The organism is Mojavia sp. (genome assembly GCF_059505145.1).
Map to the genome: position 1 here is coordinate 43,567 of NZ_JCACKA010000036.1, position 18,224 is coordinate 61,790.

At 42.9% G+C, this 18,224-nt stretch carries 14 protein-coding genes and 1 tRNA gene; 9 read left to right on the forward strand and 6 right to left on the reverse strand.

Features of this window, described 5'->3' with window-relative positions; all coding sequences use genetic code 11:
• Positions 1–116 precede the first annotated feature (116 nt).
• From AC5JL8_RS06510 to ruvB, 3 genes are all read right to left on the reverse strand, one after another.
• Entirely contained in the window at positions 117–1,400 is a 1,284-nt protein-coding gene (locus tag AC5JL8_RS06510) for a glycosyltransferase (RefSeq protein ID WP_495878967.1), read from the reverse strand.
• An 11-nt stretch (positions 1,401–1,411) separates the two neighbouring features.
• Complete coding sequence (locus AC5JL8_RS06515) at positions 1,412–2,218, reverse strand: tetratricopeptide repeat protein (RefSeq protein ID WP_495878968.1); 807 nt, start codon at positions 2,216–2,218, stop codon at positions 1,412–1,414.
• Between the two features lie 201 nt (positions 2,219–2,419).
• Complete coding sequence (gene ruvB / locus AC5JL8_RS06520) at positions 2,420–3,520, reverse strand: Holliday junction branch migration DNA helicase RuvB (protein WP_495878969.1); 1,101 nt, start codon at positions 3,518–3,520, stop codon at positions 2,420–2,422.
• Between the two features lie 154 nt (positions 3,521–3,674).
• On the opposite strand from ruvB, the gene hisF reads away from it, so the two are divergent.
• The 3 genes from hisF to AC5JL8_RS06535 all read left to right on the forward strand — a co-directional run bounded on the left by hisF (position 3,675) and on the right by AC5JL8_RS06535 (position 4,921).
• Complete coding sequence (gene hisF, locus AC5JL8_RS06525; protein WP_495878970.1) at positions 3,675–4,448, forward strand: imidazole glycerol phosphate synthase subunit HisF; 774 nt, start codon at positions 3,675–3,677, stop codon at positions 4,446–4,448.
• Positions 4,449–4,547: 99 nt separating this feature from the next.
• Positions 4,548–4,739 carry a hypothetical protein gene (locus AC5JL8_RS06530; RefSeq protein ID WP_495878971.1) on the forward strand — a complete coding sequence of 64 codons (192 nt, stop codon included), beginning with the start codon at positions 4,548–4,550 and terminating at the stop codon, positions 4,737–4,739.
• Positions 4,740–4,848: 109 nt separating this feature from the next.
• A tRNA-Ala gene (locus AC5JL8_RS06535) sits at positions 4,849–4,921 on the forward strand.
• A gap of 128 nt (positions 4,922–5,049) precedes the next feature.
• On the opposite strand, the gene AC5JL8_RS06540 is transcribed toward AC5JL8_RS06535, so the two are convergent.
• Genes AC5JL8_RS06540 through AC5JL8_RS06550 form a run of 3 tightly spaced genes read right to left on the reverse strand, consistent with a single transcriptional unit; the run spans position 5,050 to position 10,257 of the window.
• Positions 5,050–6,417: a TniQ family protein gene (locus tag AC5JL8_RS06540; RefSeq protein ID WP_495878972.1), complete on the reverse strand. Its 1,368-nt coding sequence runs from the start codon at positions 6,415–6,417 to the stop codon at positions 5,050–5,052.
• Positions 6,407–7,558: an ATP-binding protein gene (locus AC5JL8_RS06545; protein ID WP_495878973.1), complete on the reverse strand. Its 1,152-nt coding sequence runs from the start codon at positions 7,556–7,558 to the stop codon at positions 6,407–6,409. Before AC5JL8_RS06545 ends, AC5JL8_RS06540 begins: the two co-directional genes overlap by 11 nt.
• 2 nt (positions 7,559–7,560) lie before the next feature.
• Positions 7,561–10,257 (reverse strand): TnsB C-terminal domain-containing protein, encoded by a 2,697-nt coding sequence (locus AC5JL8_RS06550; RefSeq protein ID WP_495878974.1) that lies wholly within the window; start codon positions 10,255–10,257, stop codon positions 7,561–7,563.
• A 173-nt stretch (positions 10,258–10,430) separates the two neighbouring features.
• Here AC5JL8_RS06550 and AC5JL8_RS06555 point away from each other — a divergent pair, with 173 nt between their 5' ends.
• The 6 genes from AC5JL8_RS06555 (at position 10,431) to AC5JL8_RS06580 (ending at position 18,163) form a co-directional block, all read left to right on the forward strand.
• Positions 10,431–10,691: a helix-turn-helix domain-containing protein gene (locus AC5JL8_RS06555; RefSeq protein ID WP_495878975.1), complete on the forward strand. Its 261-nt coding sequence runs from the start codon at positions 10,431–10,433 to the stop codon at positions 10,689–10,691.
• 50 nt (positions 10,692–10,741) lie between these two features.
• Complete coding sequence (locus tag AC5JL8_RS06560) at positions 10,742–11,731, forward strand: TniQ family protein (protein ID WP_495878976.1); 990 nt, start codon at positions 10,742–10,744, stop codon at positions 11,729–11,731.
• 727 nt (positions 11,732–12,458) lie between these two features.
• A complete protein-coding gene (locus AC5JL8_RS06565) occupies positions 12,459–13,796 on the forward strand; it encodes an HsdM family class I SAM-dependent methyltransferase (RefSeq protein ID WP_495878977.1) in 1,338 nt (445 codons plus the stop codon).
• Positions 13,793–15,457, forward strand: coding sequence for a restriction endonuclease subunit S (locus AC5JL8_RS06570; protein WP_495878978.1), 1,665 nt, complete (start codon positions 13,793–13,795; stop codon positions 15,455–15,457). The genes AC5JL8_RS06565 and AC5JL8_RS06570 overlap by 4 nt, the downstream gene beginning before the upstream one ends.
• The gene (locus AC5JL8_RS06575) at positions 15,454–17,079 is read left to right on the forward strand and encodes a restriction system-associated AAA family ATPase (protein ID WP_495878979.1); all 1,626 of its coding nucleotides are present in this window, start codon (positions 15,454–15,456) and stop codon (positions 17,077–17,079) included. The genes AC5JL8_RS06570 and AC5JL8_RS06575 overlap by 4 nt, the downstream gene beginning before the upstream one ends.
• A 1-nt stretch (position 17,080) precedes the next feature.
• Positions 17,081–18,163 (forward strand): hypothetical protein, encoded by a 1,083-nt coding sequence (locus AC5JL8_RS06580; protein ID WP_495878980.1) that lies wholly within the window; start codon positions 17,081–17,083, stop codon positions 18,161–18,163.
• Positions 18,164–18,224 lie beyond the last annotated feature (61 nt).

The following is an 18,224-nucleotide window of genomic DNA, read 5'->3' on the forward strand; positions in this document are numbered from 1 at the left end:
GTTCATTGCATTAATTCTGATGGATGTATTAGTTGTTAGGACTTTAGTCTTGGAATGTTTTAAGTATTAAAGTGCTGGCTACAAAAGAGCAAAATCTGTGCGATGAACCATTGACTTTAAGCTTGACCAGATATAACAGGTTTGCCAGTAGATACAGCCTGCTCGATAATATCAGCGGCTCGGCTCACTCCTCCAGCACGGTGAGTAGCTTCTTGTAACCTGAGCGCATTCTGTTTATAAGATTTTTCTGTCAACACCTGCCTTACAGCATTTCGCAACCTGGGGACAGTCAATTTCTTGAGTGTGACAAACTCACCCGCTCCTGTCCAAGCGATACGTGCTGCTACTCCTGGCTGGTCATTAGCAACTGGAATTGCCACCATTGGCACTCCTTTCTTTACACATTCCATAGTCGTATTCATGCCCGCATGAATAATCATGAGGGTGGCTTTTTCTAGCACTTCTAATTGAGGTGCATACTCAACTACTAAAGGATTTCCTGGCAGGTTTGGGAGTGATTCGGGTTTTGCGGAACCTCCTAGAGAAATTACTAACTGGGCATCCAATCCCTCACAAGCTGAAGCAATAGTCTCAAAAACCCAAGTCAGACGATTTTGCAATGTTCCCATCGAAGCGTAAATTAACGGTTTCCCCGTCAATTTTTCATAGGGAAAAGGAACAGCTACCCGGTTAGCTGAAGTGTGGTAGCTTCCTGTGAAATGGAACCAGGGAGGTAGTTCCTGCCTGGGATATTCAAACTCAGCAGGTGCATTGCTTATTTGAGCCAGTTGAGAGTAGCCATCATTAAGAGCAGAGTACAAGGGTAATTTCCACTGTCGGCGATACTCATCTATCAAGTCTCCAAGTGGTTTAGCAATACGGCTCACCAACGTGTAACCCAGTTCGTTGCGTAAACGTGCCCATCTAGCTGGACTATACTTCCAAGTGGTAAAAAAGGGAGGAATGCTAGGTTCTCGATTCAGCACTACGGCGCTGCACACGGTCACAAAAGGAATTTCGAGAAAATCAGCAATCGTCCCTCCCTCCACAGAACTTTGGTTAACTAGCAAAGCTTCTACACCTGCGGCTTTAATTGCTGCTGGAGCATCTTGGAGCGTAATAGCCGAGACTTGCTTGAGTAAATCAATCGTATATTGCAATGCAGCCAGCCCACGGAGTTCTCCCAACTTTACGAAAGATTCTGCTGTTGCGCCCACGGGAAAATCTTTCTCACCAATTGATTGGAATTCTATCCCTGCTGCTAGTGCCTTTGGTTGAGTATCGGGTGTTCCGAAGAGGGTGACGCGATGACCGCGGCGTTGCAGTTCCTGCCCCAAGGGAAGCATGGTGTTGAGTGGGCCAGTTGCTGCACCAGGGCTAAGAATACCAAAATGAGTCATAGTTAATGCCTCTACTTGATTTGTAAGAACTTATCCAAAGCAGTCACCATGCTAGGAGGCCAACGGCGAATATTTGTTACCCAGTTGATATCTTTGTAGCGGGTATCAAGTCCGACTGCGGCTACCCAGTTACTTTCGGCTTCGCCTTTTTGTCCAGTTACCCAGTAGGTTGCTGTGAGGGCGGCACGCATATCGGCAAATTTAGGATATTTACGGACTATATTCCGCATCTCGCGGATTGCTTGGTCGATTTGTCCTGTTTCGTAAAGGGCAAGGGCATAGTTAGCACGGGCAAAGGCGAAATTTGGGGCGATTTCAAAGGATTTTTTGTAGTCTGCGATCGCATCTTCCCATTTTCCCAAACCTGCTTTGGCATTGCCGCGATTGTTATATGCCATGGCATCTTTGGGATCAAGTTCTAGAATATGATTGTAATCTGCGATCGCATCTTCCCATTTTCCCAAACCTTCCAACGCTGTACCGCGATTTAAATAAGAATCGGTAACATTCGGCGCAAGTTCTATGGCTTTGTTGTAATCTGTCAGCGCTGCTTGTAACTTGTTCTGACTTACTCTAGAGTTTCCCCGATTACTCCATGCGCCTGCATTTGTAGGAAATTGTTCAATTATCTGTGTCCAGTAACTTTCTGCCGTGACAAAATCACCTTGATTCGTAGCTGCAAAAGCTTGATTAGCTAACTCATCGCCTTGTTCCAACTGTTCTTGTGTAATACTAGGCGGTTGGGATAGCGCCATGACTGGTTCACCCCAGCCAAACACAAGCAACAGACTGAGAAAAATACTGATTAACTGAATCATCTGGCTTTACCTGTGTCTATCTGTAATGGGAATGGGGCATTGGGCGCTGGGCATAGGGCATTGGGGACTGGGGATTGGGAAAAAAAGGTACAGGATTTGTACTTGTAATACCAATTTTCTAAAAGCCAGCTATTAATCATTCTCCCCTGCCACCATGCCCTATGCCCCATGCTCTATGCCCTAAACTTTTATCTAAAATCATCACAGCAAGGATAACTGTTCATTAGGGGGAGTAAAGCCTAAATGCTTATAAGCTGCTTTTGTCGCTATCCTGCCGCGGGGAGTCCGGCTTAAATAACCAATCTGCATGAGATAAGGTTCATAGACTTCTTCAATCGTTTGGGTATCTTCACCTGTAGCGGCAGCAATTGTTTCCAATCCTACTGGCCCACCATTAAATTGTTCAATAATGACACTTAACATTTTGCGGTCTGTCCAATCTAAACCGCATGGATCTACTTGGAATAGTTGTAATGCTTCCGCTGCAACGCTTTCATTAATCTCACCTGATATTTTCACCTCCGCATAATCACGTACTCGCTTCAGTAACCTATTGGCAATTCGTGGCGTTCCCCGCGATCGCCGCGCAATTTCTGTAGCACCATCTTCTGTAATTGGGGTTTGAAGCAATTGAGCAGTTCTGAGTACAATTTGGGTGAGTTCATCAACTTCATAAAATCGCAGTTTTTGCACTAAGCCAAAGCGATCGCGTAGTGGTGAAGTTAAAGCACCTACACGAGTTGTCGCTCCCACTAAGGTAAACTTTGACAGAGGCAAACTTCTGATGCGGGCGCTCGAACCTTTGCCAATGGTAATATCTAAGCGATAATCTTCCATCGCCGGATAAAGAATTTCCTCGGTCATCCGTGAGAGGCGATGAATTTCATCCACAAAGAGAATATCCCCTGGTTTTATGTTCACCAGTAGCCCTACAATATCCCGTGGACGTTCTAGTGCTGGCGCACTAGTAATTTTATAGTTTACCCCCATCTCCGATGCTAAAATCATTGCCATTGTGGTTTTACCCAATCCTGGCGGCCCGTAGAGTAGCAAATGATCCAGCACTTCACCTCGTGACTTGGCTGCTTTGATGGCAATATCTAGCACATCTTTTAAGTCTTTTTGCCCAATGTAATCCGCAAATCGCTGCGGTCGAATACTCTCTTCTTGCTTACCTTGTTCATCAATAGCAGCTTCGGCTTGCAAAAGGTCTTGATTGGGAGAGGCTTTTGCCGACTCCTTTTGCTGCTTTGATTCTCCATTGGGTTCTTGAGGCTGTTTTTTCGAGGAGATAATCGCCATAATTCAGCTATCTAGTTTGACTTGAGAACTGTGTAAGCGCCATTTTGTCTACAAAAGTGCGAATCAACAAGGGATGCGAAAATTTTCTTTTGCGAAGACACGCGCCAATTTAAAATTTAAATTCCGGACAATTACCCAGGAGTAAAAAGTTGTCATGTTATCTAAAAGAATTTTACCGTGCTTAGATGTGAAGGCGGGAAGGGTTGTCAAAGGAGTTAACTTTGTCAACCTCAAGGATGCAGGCGATCCGGTAGAACTGGCAAAGGTTTACAACGAAGCCGGTGCGGATGAGTTAGTATTTCTGGATATTACGGCGACTCATGAAGACCGTGACACAATTATTGACGTGGTGTATCGTACCGCTGAACAGGTCTTTATTCCGTTAACTGTGGGTGGTGGTATTCAATCCTTAGAAAATGTTAAAGCTTTGTTACGCGCAGGAGCAGACAAGGTTAGTATTAATTCTGCGGCAGTACGCGAACCAGACTTGATTAATCGGGCGAGCGATCGCTTTGGTAATCAGTGCATAGTTGTTGCTATTGATGCCAGACGAAGAGTTGACCCCAACAATCCAGGTTGGGATGTATACGTGCGAGGTGGTAGAGAAAATACAGGTAAAGATGCCTTACTTTGGGCACAAGAAGTAGAAAAGCGCGGTGCAGGAGAACTATTGGTGACAAGTATGGATGCTGATGGCACTCAAGCAGGTTATGACCTGGAACTGACAAAATCTATCGCTAATGCAGTTCAAATTCCCGTGATTGCTTCTGGTGGCGCAGGTAATTGTGAACATATCCACGCCGCATTAACTGAAGGCAGGGCAGAAGCCGCTTTACTGGCATCACTTTTACATTATGGGCAATTAAGCGTATCCCAAATTAAAAATTATTTACGCGATCGCGCTGTACCAGTACGAATACTTACCTAAACTATTAGCTATCTTTTATGCACATCTATCTATGGTCAGAGACAGTTCCTAAAAACAGTGTTAATATAAATTAACTACTATTAATATATATTAAAAAATATGTTGATTCCTATTTTGTTGTTTGATGTAGCGCTGGTAGCTTGGTCGCTGCACCTAATGGAAAAAGCTTTCGAGAGTAAGGAATTCTCACTCATGTTAGCTGGTACATTGGTGGCTCTTGCTGCTGCTGCCATGTTAGTAGTGTACTTTCTCATGGGGCATTGTATGAGCTATTTGCTTCAAGTATCTTAAATAAATAACTAAGTATTTAGTTCTGAGTGGCAGCAATTATAAATTAGATTTTAGTCAAATATCTTGACAATTTATTAATTATTAAGGCATACTAGAGAACGCATCTCAAGGGGTTATAGCTCAGTTGGTAGAGCGCTGCAATGGCATTGCAGAGGTCAGCGGTTCGAACCCGCTTAGCTCCATCCCTTAATAACTACTATCCCGCATTAAATTTTGTGACTTTACCCATAACTTTGCCGCAATGGCAAGCTTATGGTTCCAGTAGAAGGCGGCAAAGTTATGGTTCCAATTTCTGGGTAATTTTTAAGCTTCATAACTCAAGTTCGCGATTCGCTTCTCTAAGAGCTAATCTAACTTTTTTGTATCGGAAGTACCCTGGTCTGGAAACTAGCTCTGAAACAGCAGATTCAGTAGGATATTTACCCTGATTATGTAGCTCAAAAGCAACTAGTCGCACTTCCTGGCAGCATTCCTCTATTATTTTCTTATGGTAATCTTTCTGATAGCTGTCATACTTGGCAGAGATAGCACGACATAAATCTGGAAAATGTTTGTAAATCGTTTTTCTATTAACTTCTAACTGCCTAGCAACTTCCTCCATAGATAAAGGAGGAGACTCATCATTTTTGAGTAGCTCTTCTAAATAGAATTTGACTCTCTCAGCATTAAATGGCTTATTCCTTGTTCTTAATGTAGTTTTAGCTTCCGTTGCTCCCAATTTCTTTGAGAGAGATAAATTATTATTTTCTTCGGTCAAAAAGCTTAGAATTGATACTCCAAAACAGTAACAAATATTTGTCAGTGCTTCAAGAGAAGGTAAATTTTTACCTTTACACCATAGCCAAACTGTATTTCTGGGAACATTAATCTGACGAGCGAATTCAGCTATATTTCCTTCTGCAATTTGCTCAACCCACTTCGATAGAGTGAGAGCGATTGTAGTAGGAGATAGAGCATCATTCAAATATGGAGTAGCAGCAATTAATTCTCCAAGAGCCTTAGCAGACCATATTTTCTGCTCTAGCTCATTTTTTTTCAAAGCATTCCTATTAGCTGATTCTTGGGATAGAATCAGTCCTAACCACTCTCCACATTTTGAACAATATCCTGGTTGCGATCGCCAAGCTAGCGTAGTGTTTTTTTGATGACAATGAGGACACTCACAAATTAATTGATGGTGGTGATAGGGGCATATTTTTACTACATCTAGCGACCAAAGTAAAGGCTCATAAATTAATTGTTTTTTCTCATACCATTCTTGATAACAACTCGGACACCAAGCCCGAACAGAGCGTAGTAAATTTCTAGAAGGGAATAGTTTGTCCCAAGTTAGTAAAGTAAGAAAGCATAAGTCGTCACGGAGCGTTAATTTCTGTAGAGCTTGAACTAAGTCCTTTGCCATGACACCGCTACCGTTGAGTGCGGTAGTGTAATTATATATTCTGTGTAAATTGGCACCTCCATACTCTTTGTTAACAAGCGTTGCGAGTTGCTTCTCCATTAAAACCCCTGGATTAACACAATGAGCTTCTGCTAACCGAGATATATAACCAGTTAAACTTTCCACTAATGGAGTGCCAATACCAACAGGCTGTAATTGATACAAGCGACTACGAGATGGAATAGAAAGCTTTTTTAAATCCCAAGATTCGTATGTTTCTAATACACTAGCTAACATCTTGCTGCACTCCGATGGGATCTCTTTTAGGTTTGCGTTTGCCAACCTTTCCTGGCGGACGAGTAGTTTTTGGGGTTTCTTCGGGTAGCACAATTGGTTTTGCGCCAAGTCCTAATGCAGAGCGTAAGTTTTGTATATCTGTTTCTGTTTCAGATAATTGTCGTTCGCCCTCTTGAATTTCCTTGAACATTCTCTGACACTGAGCAACCGACCAAGCACGTTTTTGTAAGTCTTTGAGAGTGATTGTTGTTGCTTCCCGATCCAGAGCATCTTTAAGAGCGCGTGTTAGCCAATTTTTCAGTATGCCAACACATCCTAATGTACGTTCATAAAAATATTCCCAATGAGTAACTAAATCTGGATGCTCTGCAAGTGGCATCTGCTGTTGAAAAGTCAACAATACACTTTTAAAAGCCTGTACATCATCTGAATTGTCAGCACAATAACGGCGGAAATGAATATCGACGCTACGGCGTGAGAGTTGACCGCTCAAGTTACGGAATGTAAGTAGTTCGTATGTTCCTAATAGACAGTGCAAAATGCCTGTCATATTTGCCACAGATTTAAGGCAGTCTAATTGATCTTGTAGCTTGTATCCGCTTGCCATCTTGCCAAAATGTTGTGCTTCATCTACAAAAAATACGTCTGGATGACGGTGGATGAGGGCATTTTCTAAAGCTCTGCGTAGAGCAGGTGCAACTACTTTCGACTCAACATTAATTTTTCCAAAATTATCGCGAGAGATACCACGCACACCATAATCAAACTTGTGATCGATTAAGGGTTCCTCTAAGGCGATTAAGGCGCGTGTGTAGTAATCTTTCCAGTTGAAGTTTCTCGATTCTGGGGCTACAGCCTCAACACCAACAACAGGAACACGACTGCGATCGCTTTCCAGTTTAGGTAATGCTAGTTCTGTTAATTTCTGCTCAACGCGGAGTCGCAAAGTTGTTTTACCAACACCACTAGCACCGTAAACAAAGATAAATGAAGCTCCTGCTGGTTCGGCAATCGTTCGCATGAGAATTTCATAGACTTCTTTAAGTCGAGGATGCGCTACGGTGTAATTCTCAAAGTAAGCAAGCCTTTCTGGAGCAGGTCGTGTGAGGAGTTCAAGCGGAAATCCAGTAGTTGGTGTCATAATTAAAACTCCTCATACACTACAAGTGTTTCTGGGACGATTGCTTCATCTTCAGCCACTTGAGTATCAGTATTTTCAAAAGGAACTTGAATAACCTTTGGTTTTTCGTTACGGCTTGTTGTCGCTTTTCCGCCCTCAATTACCCTAAAGACTTCCCTAGCTTCTGCATCATAGGAACGCTGTTCTAGTAGAGCTTCTTGTGCCTCTACCGATGCTAAAAATTCTGCTAAATTCTTAGCTGAAACTTGAGATTGTCGTCCATGATTAGAGGAGCGTTTGCGTAACTCAGCACTAGCTAACTTCAATTCTTTTTCTGAGCGACCTTGGAGTTCTGCATAATATTGAGAAATACACTGTACCCACTGTCCTCGAACAAAGGCATAAGCGATACCAATATTAAACGGGTCATATCTTATCTGAACAGAGGTATTTTCAATTTGCGGATCGCGAAAACTATTAGACCAGTAGTAGATTGAGTTAATTTTTACGCCGCGTCCTGCTTGAACTTTTGCTTTTCCCTCTGAGGTGGTAGGTAGGGTAAGAATCTGAAAGTTTTCATCGTAAGGAATCATGCGGTGAATCCGACTACCACCAATCGCCATACCCGCAGCAAACGCATCCCTCGGACTCTGGAAAAGTGCCGGATGTTCGTCTGTATCGTAAACTTCGTAAGCCCAAGCACAAAGATATTCATAAAGTAAACCAAGTGTCCATACAGCTTGATTTTTAGGGTTAACTAACTTGGTGACTTGGCGGACGTTACGAGTTATTTGTGTATTACCAAGTAAGTTATGGACAAATTGAGTATTGGAAGTTCCAAATAGGCGCTCGCAAACCGAACCAAAACGAGCTTTGGCTGGGGGTCTTTGCTTTTTTGTACATTCAAAAGTAGCTAGTAGTGTCTCGAAGTAAACGCTGTGAAACTCTGTACCGTTATCTACGACTACAATTTGTGGGAGTCTACCATGACGCTTGACACAAATTCTTAGCACCATTAAGCAAGAACGATATGAGGGTGAATCAAACGTTAGGTAAACTGCCAGCAATCGCCGTGAGTAAGCATCTACTAAAAATGTTGCCCAAGGTCTGCCAAGATTGCGACCTATACGGGAGCAAACTAGCTCTACATCTAACTGAGTATGGTCGATATGCCCAATTTCAAAGGGGCGATCGCCGTGTCTTGGGGTAGTTTGGGAAAGTTCCCAATAGAAGGATTCATGCTGGTAAGCGGCACGCCGACCTTGGCGTTTTTTCGTCTGTTCGTAACCAGTACGGCGTTTTACTTCTTTAGTAAATGCTTTGTAACTCGGAGCAATTACACCAGATTGTTCGCAAGCTCGAACTAAAGCCCCGTAAACCTCCCACATTCTTTTTTGTTTAAGCGTTTCATAGTCTTCTAAAATAAATTTCTCCATAATTGCTAAGGTGTCTTCCGGCAGCTTGCGCTGACGATTACCTTTGACACTGCGATGGGACAAAAGCCCAATGTAGCCGCAACCGTATTTTTGATGTGCAGTTAGATATTTAGCTTTCCAGTCACGAATGGTACGGGCTGGTATTGTTTCGTTTTCTGGGGGATGTCCGTTTAAGTAAGGTTCGATAGTTCTGTAGCGTTCAAGAGCTTCTGCTTGGTCTTCAGGACTAGCTTGATAAAATCGCTGCCAAGATTCTGTGCTAATAGCTGTTTTTTCTGGTGTTTGGAGACTTGTGATTTTTCCTTGGCGAACCAGATTCTCAAATATAGCTTTCTTGAGTTCAATTAACTGATTATTTTCTGCGCTAAGTATAACCTCTGTTTCGCCAACATGGATGATATTTAAACCTTTGCCGTCCCAACTAACAGGTGTTCCAGTGGCAAGATTGATTACAGGAGAGATAGCCGGAAGATGTACACTTGGCTGCTCAACCATTAATCTATAAGCACTAGCAGTTTGTTCGTCACGGAAGATGAGACATCTTTCTGGTTCAGCAAGTGGTGCAGCATTTAAATCAAAATAGATTTGCTCTTGAGCAATTAAGGTGTAAATATCGTCAGATTTAGCTCCTGTTGGCTGATTGAGTAGTTCTGCTAAAGTGATTCCTGGTTGAGATGACACAATTGCAAGTAATGATTGAGCAATTGTTTCTTCCACTGCTAGGGATTCTGAGCGATAGTAATCTTCTAAAAATTGCAAATTACGTTGCAGAACCCAGTTTATTTCTCTATCTGAACGAATGCGGTAATAAAGCCCAAACTGGTTAGCATATACTTCTCCTGGCGGACAATGCCATTGATTATCTTCTTGAGAGCAAAAGTAACGATTGGGGTTTTTCTCTGCTAATTTTTTCAAATCCTGCTCAGTTTTACACTCTTCCCAACCAGCCGAATTAGTTCGGATGACAAAGAAATCTGGGGTTTGTAAAACGCCTAATCTACGTCCGTTACTTGCTTGATAGTCAAGTTTAATTTGCGGTGGTTGATCGTAGAATTCTAGAACATCTTCATCATGTTCTAACTGATAGATAATTGGCAGTTCAACTCGATGAGACTCAAATTGAATCGTGACTCCCATCTTGCGACTAGGGTAGCGTCCCGAAACATTTTTACTACCGCCACCAACCCGGCGGGATGGTTCAGATGTGCGGACTTTCTCAATAATTTTTTGCCCTGCCTCGGATATTTGAAGGCAAGCAACCCATTGTTCAAATTGCTCTTTCATATAGTCCTTACTAAGCGCTTTGCGCTTGATTTTATGAATCTATCAAAATCAGACCATAAAGTTAGGAACTTGTTTACCTGATGCTATACTGCTTAACTTTATAACACTTATAGTGTGCAAAAAACCACTGATAGTAGGTAGATTTAACAGCGATACTGCTTCAGTATTGTTTTGTGACACAGAAACACTTCAGTATTGAGTACCGCTTTGGCAAAGCGATTAGGCGGCGAAGGCGAGAGCTAGATTTATCCCAAGAAGAACTGGCTGAAAAGTCAGGGCTTCACCGCAACTACATCTCAGGTATCGAAAACGGAGAGCGTAACCCTTCGTTAAAAAATATTGTTAAGTTAGCGGCAGCTTTGGAGATATCTGTCTCCGCTCTCTTTGTTAATTACGGCATTGAGGTTAAAAGTGAATCGGAAACTAATTCCTGAAATTTGGCTGTTAAAACTAAAATACTAGCCTTTAGGTTAATCCCAGAGGGATGACTATTTACTCAGAAAATTGGAACCTAAAACCTCCAGAAATCCCGCAACGGAGTCGGTTATTTTCTCTTGAACCTGTGGCTGTGGGAGCTCCCTATGCAGAAAGTCTTAGTAGCTATCTCCATCGTCTAGCGCAGGCGCATTGTTTAAGCTCTCAAAAGCTCGTTATGGGAGAAATTGCGCCACTTATTCTCAAAGATGAGGATAAATCTGAGCTATTAGAACAAAATCTAAGTCACCTATTAGGAAATAGCGACGCTAAACCTGCTATCAACGGAATGCGAGAAATGACAGGAAAGTTAGTCACTGTCTTAGAAGAGTTAACAATGCGTCAGGATTTACGCTTTTTGACCCTTTTAAGCTGGAAAGGAATGATTTATGACAAGGGGTTATTTCGGAACTATCGCGCTTGGTGTCCTTGTTGTTGGCAAGAGTGGAAGCAGGAGAACAAAACTATTTATGAACCATTATTATGGTCATTTAAGGATGTAGAATTTTGTTTGATTCACAAACAGCGATTAATAGAAGAATGTCCTCATTGTGGTTCGCGTTTACCTGTGATGGCTAGGCTTTCACCTGCGGGATTTTGCTCTCGTTGTTACGGGTGGTTAGGACAGGAAATTAAAGGCGAAGAGGAAATAGAGAAATATCAAATTAATATTCAAGGAATTAGCGAATTAATTACACTTACTCCCCAATTAGGATATAAACCCATCCCGATTGAGTTAACCCGAAAATTACAATTGATTTTGTTAGTGTTTGAACAAGCAATTGGAAAGGATGTGAAGTTATTGGGAGATTTAGGGGGAATCATGGAATCGTTGAGGATAGCCTCAACAAGAAATCAAAGTCAACCTTATCATTTGGTGAAGTTGATTATTCCTGTGTGCGAGAAGGCGAAGATTACTGTATCCCAGCTGTTTGGGTCAGATTTTAAGGAATTGGGCAAGATATTGTTCGGTAATTTTAGTCTGGAATTAAAGTTATAGAAGTTTAGTATAAATAAAGATTTATGCTTAAAGGAGTTTAGAAGAGAAGAGACAATTGCTTTCCTAGATCGGTTCAGTCTGTGATTTTTGTATGGTTATACGACATTTATCATAAGTTAGCAGTTAAATTGGATAAGTACCTTTTGCTCCTTCACAACTGCGATCGCCAATATAAACACCAACGATTTTTCGTGTGTTGACATCCTTATATTTTTACTGGGGCGATCGCACTCTTGCCCCCTCACGCAGCCCAATCTTTACACAGCAATTCTGCCTGTTGCAGCACTGTCACCATCGCTTTCTCCTGCTTTTCTGGTGGATGTCGTATTTCCGAAGTAAAAGCTTGACTAATGGGCGGAAATGTAGTTAAACGCTTTATGTGTCCAGTCGATAATAACGTTGCAGCGAACTGTTTCTACAAGGTCACGAGCGATTGCTACTACGAGAAACAATTATTATAGATTCACTCTGTTTACAAATTCAGAGAAATGGCGGCAATATAGTGATTTGTAACTAAGATTAAGTGTCATCGAAAGCCATCACAAAAACTGCTGGAAAAATAGTTGACGCAGCAGATACCCCTTAGGGGTAAGATAAATTTTCGCTTATGAGTACCACGACCTACGACCTAATTGCCAAGCTCTGGAATCTCTGTAACGTCCTCAAAGATGATGGCGTGACGTATCACCAATACGTTATTGAACTGACGTACCTGCTGTTTCTGAAGATGGCGAAAGAGACCCGCACTGAAAACCTGCTTCCAGAGGGTTATCGGTGGGACGATCTGGAAGGCAAGGCAGCAAATGAGCGTCTGGATTTTTACAAATTGCTGTTGATCCACCTTGGTAGTCGCGGTTCCACACTTGTTAAAGAAATTTTTGCCAACGCCAATTCCTCTATCAACAAGCCCAATACACTTTCTACACTAGTTACTGAGATTGACAAGCTTGACTGGTATAGCGCCCGGCAAGAAGGATTGGGCGACGTGTATGAAGGGCTGCTGGAGAAGAACGCTAATGAAAAGAAATCCGGTGCTGGTCAGTACTTTACACCCCGTCCGCTGATCGATAGTATGGTGCATGTTATGCGCCCTACGTTGAAGGATGTTATTCAAGACCCCGCAGCAGGAACAGGCGGTTTTTTAATCGCCGCCAATCGCTACATACGCGAAAACAGTGACCCGGATATCTGGACAGAAAAACAGCAACGCAAGTACCGTAGCAATACCTTCTACGGTATGGAGCATGTGCAGGACACGCACCGTCTGGCTTTAATGAATCTAATGCTGCATGGGCTAGAGTTTGACCCGCAAGGGGCAGGTATCCGCTACGGCGATACGCTTTCGCCAGAGGGAGAAGCATTGCCGAAAGCAACGCTGATCCTTACCAATCCACCTTTCGGCTCCAAGAAAGGGGGTGGTCTACCTACTCGCAAAGACTTCACTTTTTCTACCAGTAATAAACAATTTTGCTTTCTGCAACACATTTATGGTGGTCTCAAGCCTGGTGGTCGTGCTGCGGCAGTTTTTCCAGACAGTGTGTTATTTGACAGCAATGTCGGTAAGCAGATTCGCACTGAATTGATGGAAAAGTGCAACCTACATACCATCTTGCGCCTACCAAGTGGTATTTTTTATGCTCCAGGTGTTAAGACTAACGTGCTGTTTTTCACACGTGGTAAAAAAGAAAACGGTAATACCCAAGAAGTTTGGGTATACGATCTGCGTACTAACATATCGCAGTTTGGCAAGCGAACTCAACTTACACGTAAGCACTTTGCCGAGTTTGAAGTTGCCTTTGGCGATGACCCTCTTGGTATGCCAGAAAGTCTTGCCAAGCGTGTAGATACTGGCGAGCAAGGGCGTTTTAGAAGATTTACCCGTGATTTGATCGCCAAACGCGGTGAAAACTTGTATATTGCTTGGCTTAAGGATGAAAACGAAGAGAATAATAGCAAACTCACCGAACCAGAGTTGCTTGTACAAGAAGCGATGAGTGAACTGGAAGCTGCTCTGACAGAATTGCAGGAAATTCTAGAGGAGTTGGGTGAGGAGATTGAAGCATGAGTGAGCTTCCAGATGGGTGGATCATGACTCCGCTTGAGGATCTCGGCAACTGGGGTAGTGGAGGAACCCCCAAGAGAACTAATCCACGTTTCTATGTGAACGGTACTATCCCGTGGCTTGTCATTGGAGATCTAAATGACGGAATAGTTACGTATGCCCAAACCCACATTACTGAGGAGGGACTACTTAATAGCTCAGCACAACTTTTACCACCAAAAACATTGCTAGTTGCCATGTACGGTTCTATCGGCAAACTTGGCATTACTGGTATCACATGTGCAACAAATCAGGCAATCGCATTTTGCTGTACATATCAGGAAGTTATAGAACTGCGCTACCTATTCCACGCACTCAAAAATGCTAGGGATCTATTGGTTGCTAAAGGGCAGGGAGGAGCCCAACAGAACATAAACCAAACTATTCTAAAGGCTCATCAGATTCCGCTAGCCCCCCTCAACGAACAAAAACGCATCGCCGATAAGCTCGATGTCCTGCTGATGCGGGTAGATGCCTGTCAAGAGAGACTAGATCGTGTGCCGCGCATTCTCAAACGTTTCCGCCAAAACATTCTTGATTTAGCAGTATCGGGAAAGCTAACGGAAAGCTGGCGAGAAGACAATACTGTCAGAATCAGTAACACAGTTGAATTAATACAGATCGAACCTATAGGTGATTTTCTTAGTGCAATCAATTCGCTTGATTATGTTATTCCTGATGGTTGGGTATGGCTCAATCCTGACTTAATTAAATTTTCTGAAAAGCACTCACTTTCAATTGGTCCATTCGGAAGCAACCTGACTGTTAAAGATTATAGAGATGCAGGTATTCCATTGGTATTTGTGCGAGATATACGCAGGAAAAATTTTGGTAACGAAACAACAAAGTTTATAAGTGAACAAAAAGCTCAAGAACTATGGGCACATAGAGTCGAACCCGGTGATCTACTAATTACTAAAATGGGTGATCCACCCGGAGATGTCGCAGTCTTCCCTCTAGATAGACCTATTTCAGTGATTACAGCCGATTGTATACGGATAAAAGTTAATCCTGAAATAGTAAGTATAAAACTGTTGTCACTGTTTATCGAGAGTAGTTTGATTAGATCGCTAATAAAGGAGATAACTGCTGGCGTTGCCCAACAAAAAATAAGCTTGCAAAGATTCCGTTCTATGCCCCTACCTATTCCGCCACTTGATGAACAGCAAGAAATTGTTCGTCGTGTCGAATCGCTGTTCGCTTATGCTGATCGCCTCGAAGCCCACTATCAAGCCGCCTGTACTCAGATCGAGCGTTTAACACCAGTACTCTTGGCTAAAGCCTTTCGTGGCGAACTCGTACCCCAAGACCCCAATGATGAATCAGCATCTGTGCTGTTGGAGCGGATTCACGCTGAGCGAGCAGCACAACCCGCCAAAGCTAAGAGAGACATAACTTCTAGAAAACCAGCCATGACCAAAATGACCAAAGAATCTGTCAAAGAAGCAATTCGGCAATTACCTCAGAACAAATTTTCATTCGATGAACTGCGTGAAAACCTCACTGGTGATTATGACTCACTAAAAGATATCCTGTTTACACTCCTCAGTGAAGCCAAGCCAATTCTTACCCAGGTCTTCGATCAAGAGGAGCAAGCGATGCGTTTTTTTCGGGCAGGCAAATGAAGCTTTTAAGGGTTCACATCATTTATGCTAAAACTTGCGGGGGGCTACTTGATGGACTGAACTTACAGTTACGAAGTCCATTTAGTGGCTATTCTGGGTTTGATCCTTTATGTCTTATTGGTCCGAATGGCGCAGGAAAATCTCAATTCTTGCAAGTGCTAACAGAAATTTTTCAGTCTGTTTTCCACACATGCCTTCCCAATGAAGAACGTTCCGAAGGGCCAGACTTGCATTTCGAGCTTGAGTACCTCATTCACCCAGAAGATGAGCAGCTACCTGTCCGTGTCCGCATTTCACGGAAAGCCAGTCGTAAAAATCGTCCAAGCCTTGTAATTGAGCGGAGAGATGAAGATGAATACGACTGGATAGAATGTGACCTCAAAGCTCCTGAAACCCATAAACTTTTACCTCAAAAGATTGTTGGCTATACGTCAGGCGATAATGAAACGCTTAGTTTGCCGTTCCTCTTAAGTCGCAGTGGGTACGCGAAGGATGTAACCGAAAGTGCATTACACGAGCCAAAACGCGTTCCCGATACTCGGCTAATGCTGATTGACTATGGAACGCACCTTGAAGTTTTTGTGGCAAATCTCCTGTTGGGTGATGCTTCCCAGTGGGATTTTCTGCTACAGGATGCAAAACTGCAAAACCTGCACTCATTTCGTTGCATAGTCCAACTTGCACACAGTGCAGCCCCGAAGATTCCAAGTAGGAGAGGCTCACAAAGTACGCGAAAAGGAATACAACTTACCAAGGAACTGGAAGATTATCTCGATCAGCTCCAACGTTGCGCTACCTGCTACACCTATGACGATAAAACAGAGACGTATACCTTTGACTATTGGATAAATGACCAGACAAGAGAAGCGTTTCGCTCCTTTTGGAACAACACGCTTGATTTGTACTCGTCATTCCACAAGTTCGCAATGTTAAACGACTTGGTACTTCCCAAGAAAACCCGTGAGCGGTTTCGGAAAGACACCAAATCGAGAAGGTTTGCTTCACGTCTTCCAGAGCCTCAGGATGAAGATAAGGTTTTCCGATTTGAAAGCGTTATGTTTACTGCTCAAAGGACTGGCAAAGAGGTAGACTACGTATCGCTTTCCGATGGCGAGCATCAGCTTGGGCAGATTCTTGGAACATTTTGTATGTTGTCATTTCCTAATGTACTTTTCCTGCTTGATGAGCCTGAGTCGCATTTCAATCCGCTATGGCGGGTGAAATTCATTTCACGCATATTGGATCTGCCTACTACACATGGCGATCGCAGAGAATCAGCTAAAGCTACTGAACAAGAGTGCTTACTAACAACACACTCGCCTTTCGTCCCCTCTGATATGCATAGAGACAAAGTTTTTATTTTTAGCAAAGACGAAGAAGGGAAGATTCAAGTCCAAAATCCTAATATTGAGACATTTGGCACTACATTCGACACAATCATTGAGGAATGCTTTAACGTTCGCCCGCCTATGTCACAAGTTCCTCATGATGAGATTAAAAGGCTTATGGAGAGTGAAAATCCCGAAGAGATTAGGGCAGGGATGCAGCATCTAGGTGATTCTGTTGAGAAAGCATTTCTTGTTGATCGACTGTTGCAGCTAACAAATAGGGATGAGGTGTAGGATGCTGTTTGGGTATCCCGTTTCGGCAACAGCGGAAAATTGGCTTCACGAATGCTTACGCGAGATTCTGTGTTCAATTCATACAAGCCTAAAAGCAGCAGCCACTCTGCCAGCATGGCCTGAAATTATTCCAGCGCAATACCGAAAAAGGTTGGAAAAACGCCGAGGGCTGGAAGATAGGTTGAATAATTACAAGACAGCTTTAGAAAAGCTTACCACCGCAGAACAGAACCGAATTCTTCAAGCATTCCATGACCAAAATCAGATTGATCTTCTCTTGTCTTGCCAATTGAACTGTGAAGCTATCGGTGATTTGCCAGAAGTCATTCATGAGCCAGTAAAAAAACTTTTTGAATTTGGGTTTGAACTTCTCACAAAACTGGAAATCCGCGATAAGCACTACAAGGTAATTTATGATGCGGCTCCCTCTCATACATGTCCTTTCTGTGGGTGTGAGTACTTTGATGCACCAGAAGCACCCCGTGAAGCATTGGATCATTACCTGGCAGAAAGCAAATACCCATTTGCTGCTTCAAATTTGCGTAACCTTGTTCCAATGGGAAATAAATGTAACTCTCGCTACAAACTTGCGAAGGATATTCTCTTGAGGAATGACGGCACTCGTCGCAAATCGTTTGACCCTTACAACTGTACAGGAATCAGACTCTCTCTCGAAAACAGTCAGCCTTTTGCTGGTACACTTGCACCAACTGGTCAACTACCGCGATGGCAAATCGAGTTTGGCCCAAACACTGAAGAGGTGATTACTTGGGATGAAGTGTTCCATATCAGAGAACGATATGAAAGAGACGTGCTAAACGCTGAATTTATAAGTTGGCTAAGGTATTTCCAGTCTTGGTGCAAATCTGCGAAAATTGCGCCTAGTTCTGACCAAGAATTGATGGATGCGCTCAATCGTTGTGCAACCCACTGCGAAGAGATGGGGATTAGCGATCGCGCGTTCTTAAAAGCCGCTGTATTCCGAATGTTGCACACACATTGCCAGCAAGGTGATCAACGACTTATTTCATTGATCATGAGTATTGTGAACCCAGGACAAACCAATTTGCGGCAAGCCCCGTAAACTAAATCAATTTTGACGCGATCGCTTTTATCCTACATCCTCATAGTTTGTAAACTGTAGT

Bases quoted from the DNA above. Each gene is read 5' to 3' on its own strand.
- AC5JL8_RS06510 (WP_495878967.1), bottom strand. From the start codon at position 1,400: ATGACTCATTTTGGTATTCTTAGCCCTGGTGCAGCAACTGGCCCACTC.
- AC5JL8_RS06515 (WP_495878968.1), bottom strand. From the start codon at position 2,218: ATGATTCAGTTAATCAGTATTTTTCTCAGTCTGTTGCTTGTGTTTGGC.
- ruvB (WP_495878969.1), bottom strand. From the start codon at position 3,520: ATGGCGATTATCTCCTCGAAAAAACAGCCTCAAGAACCCAATGGAGAA.
- hisF (WP_495878970.1), top strand. From the start codon at position 3,675: ATGTTATCTAAAAGAATTTTACCGTGCTTAGATGTGAAGGCGGGAAGG.
- AC5JL8_RS06530 (WP_495878971.1), top strand. From the start codon at position 4,548: ATGTTGATTCCTATTTTGTTGTTTGATGTAGCGCTGGTAGCTTGGTCG.
- AC5JL8_RS06540 (WP_495878972.1), bottom strand. From the start codon at position 6,417: ATGTTAGCTAGTGTATTAGAAACATACGAATCTTGGGATTTAAAAAAG.
- AC5JL8_RS06545 (WP_495878973.1), bottom strand. From the start codon at position 7,558: ATGACACCAACTACTGGATTTCCGCTTGAACTCCTCACACGACCTGCT.
- AC5JL8_RS06550 (WP_495878974.1), bottom strand. From the start codon at position 10,257: ATGAAAGAGCAATTTGAACAATGGGTTGCTTGCCTTCAAATATCCGAG.
- AC5JL8_RS06560 (WP_495878976.1), top strand. From the start codon at position 10,742: ATGACTATTTACTCAGAAAATTGGAACCTAAAACCTCCAGAAATCCCG.
- AC5JL8_RS06565 (WP_495878977.1), top strand. From the start codon at position 12,459: ATGGCGAAAGAGACCCGCACTGAAAACCTGCTTCCAGAGGGTTATCGG.
- AC5JL8_RS06570 (WP_495878978.1), top strand. From the start codon at position 13,793: ATGAGTGAGCTTCCAGATGGGTGGATCATGACTCCGCTTGAGGATCTC.
- AC5JL8_RS06575 (WP_495878979.1), top strand. From the start codon at position 15,454: ATGAAGCTTTTAAGGGTTCACATCATTTATGCTAAAACTTGCGGGGGG.
- AC5JL8_RS06580 (WP_495878980.1), top strand. From the start codon at position 17,081: ATGCTGTTTGGGTATCCCGTTTCGGCAACAGCGGAAAATTGGCTTCAC.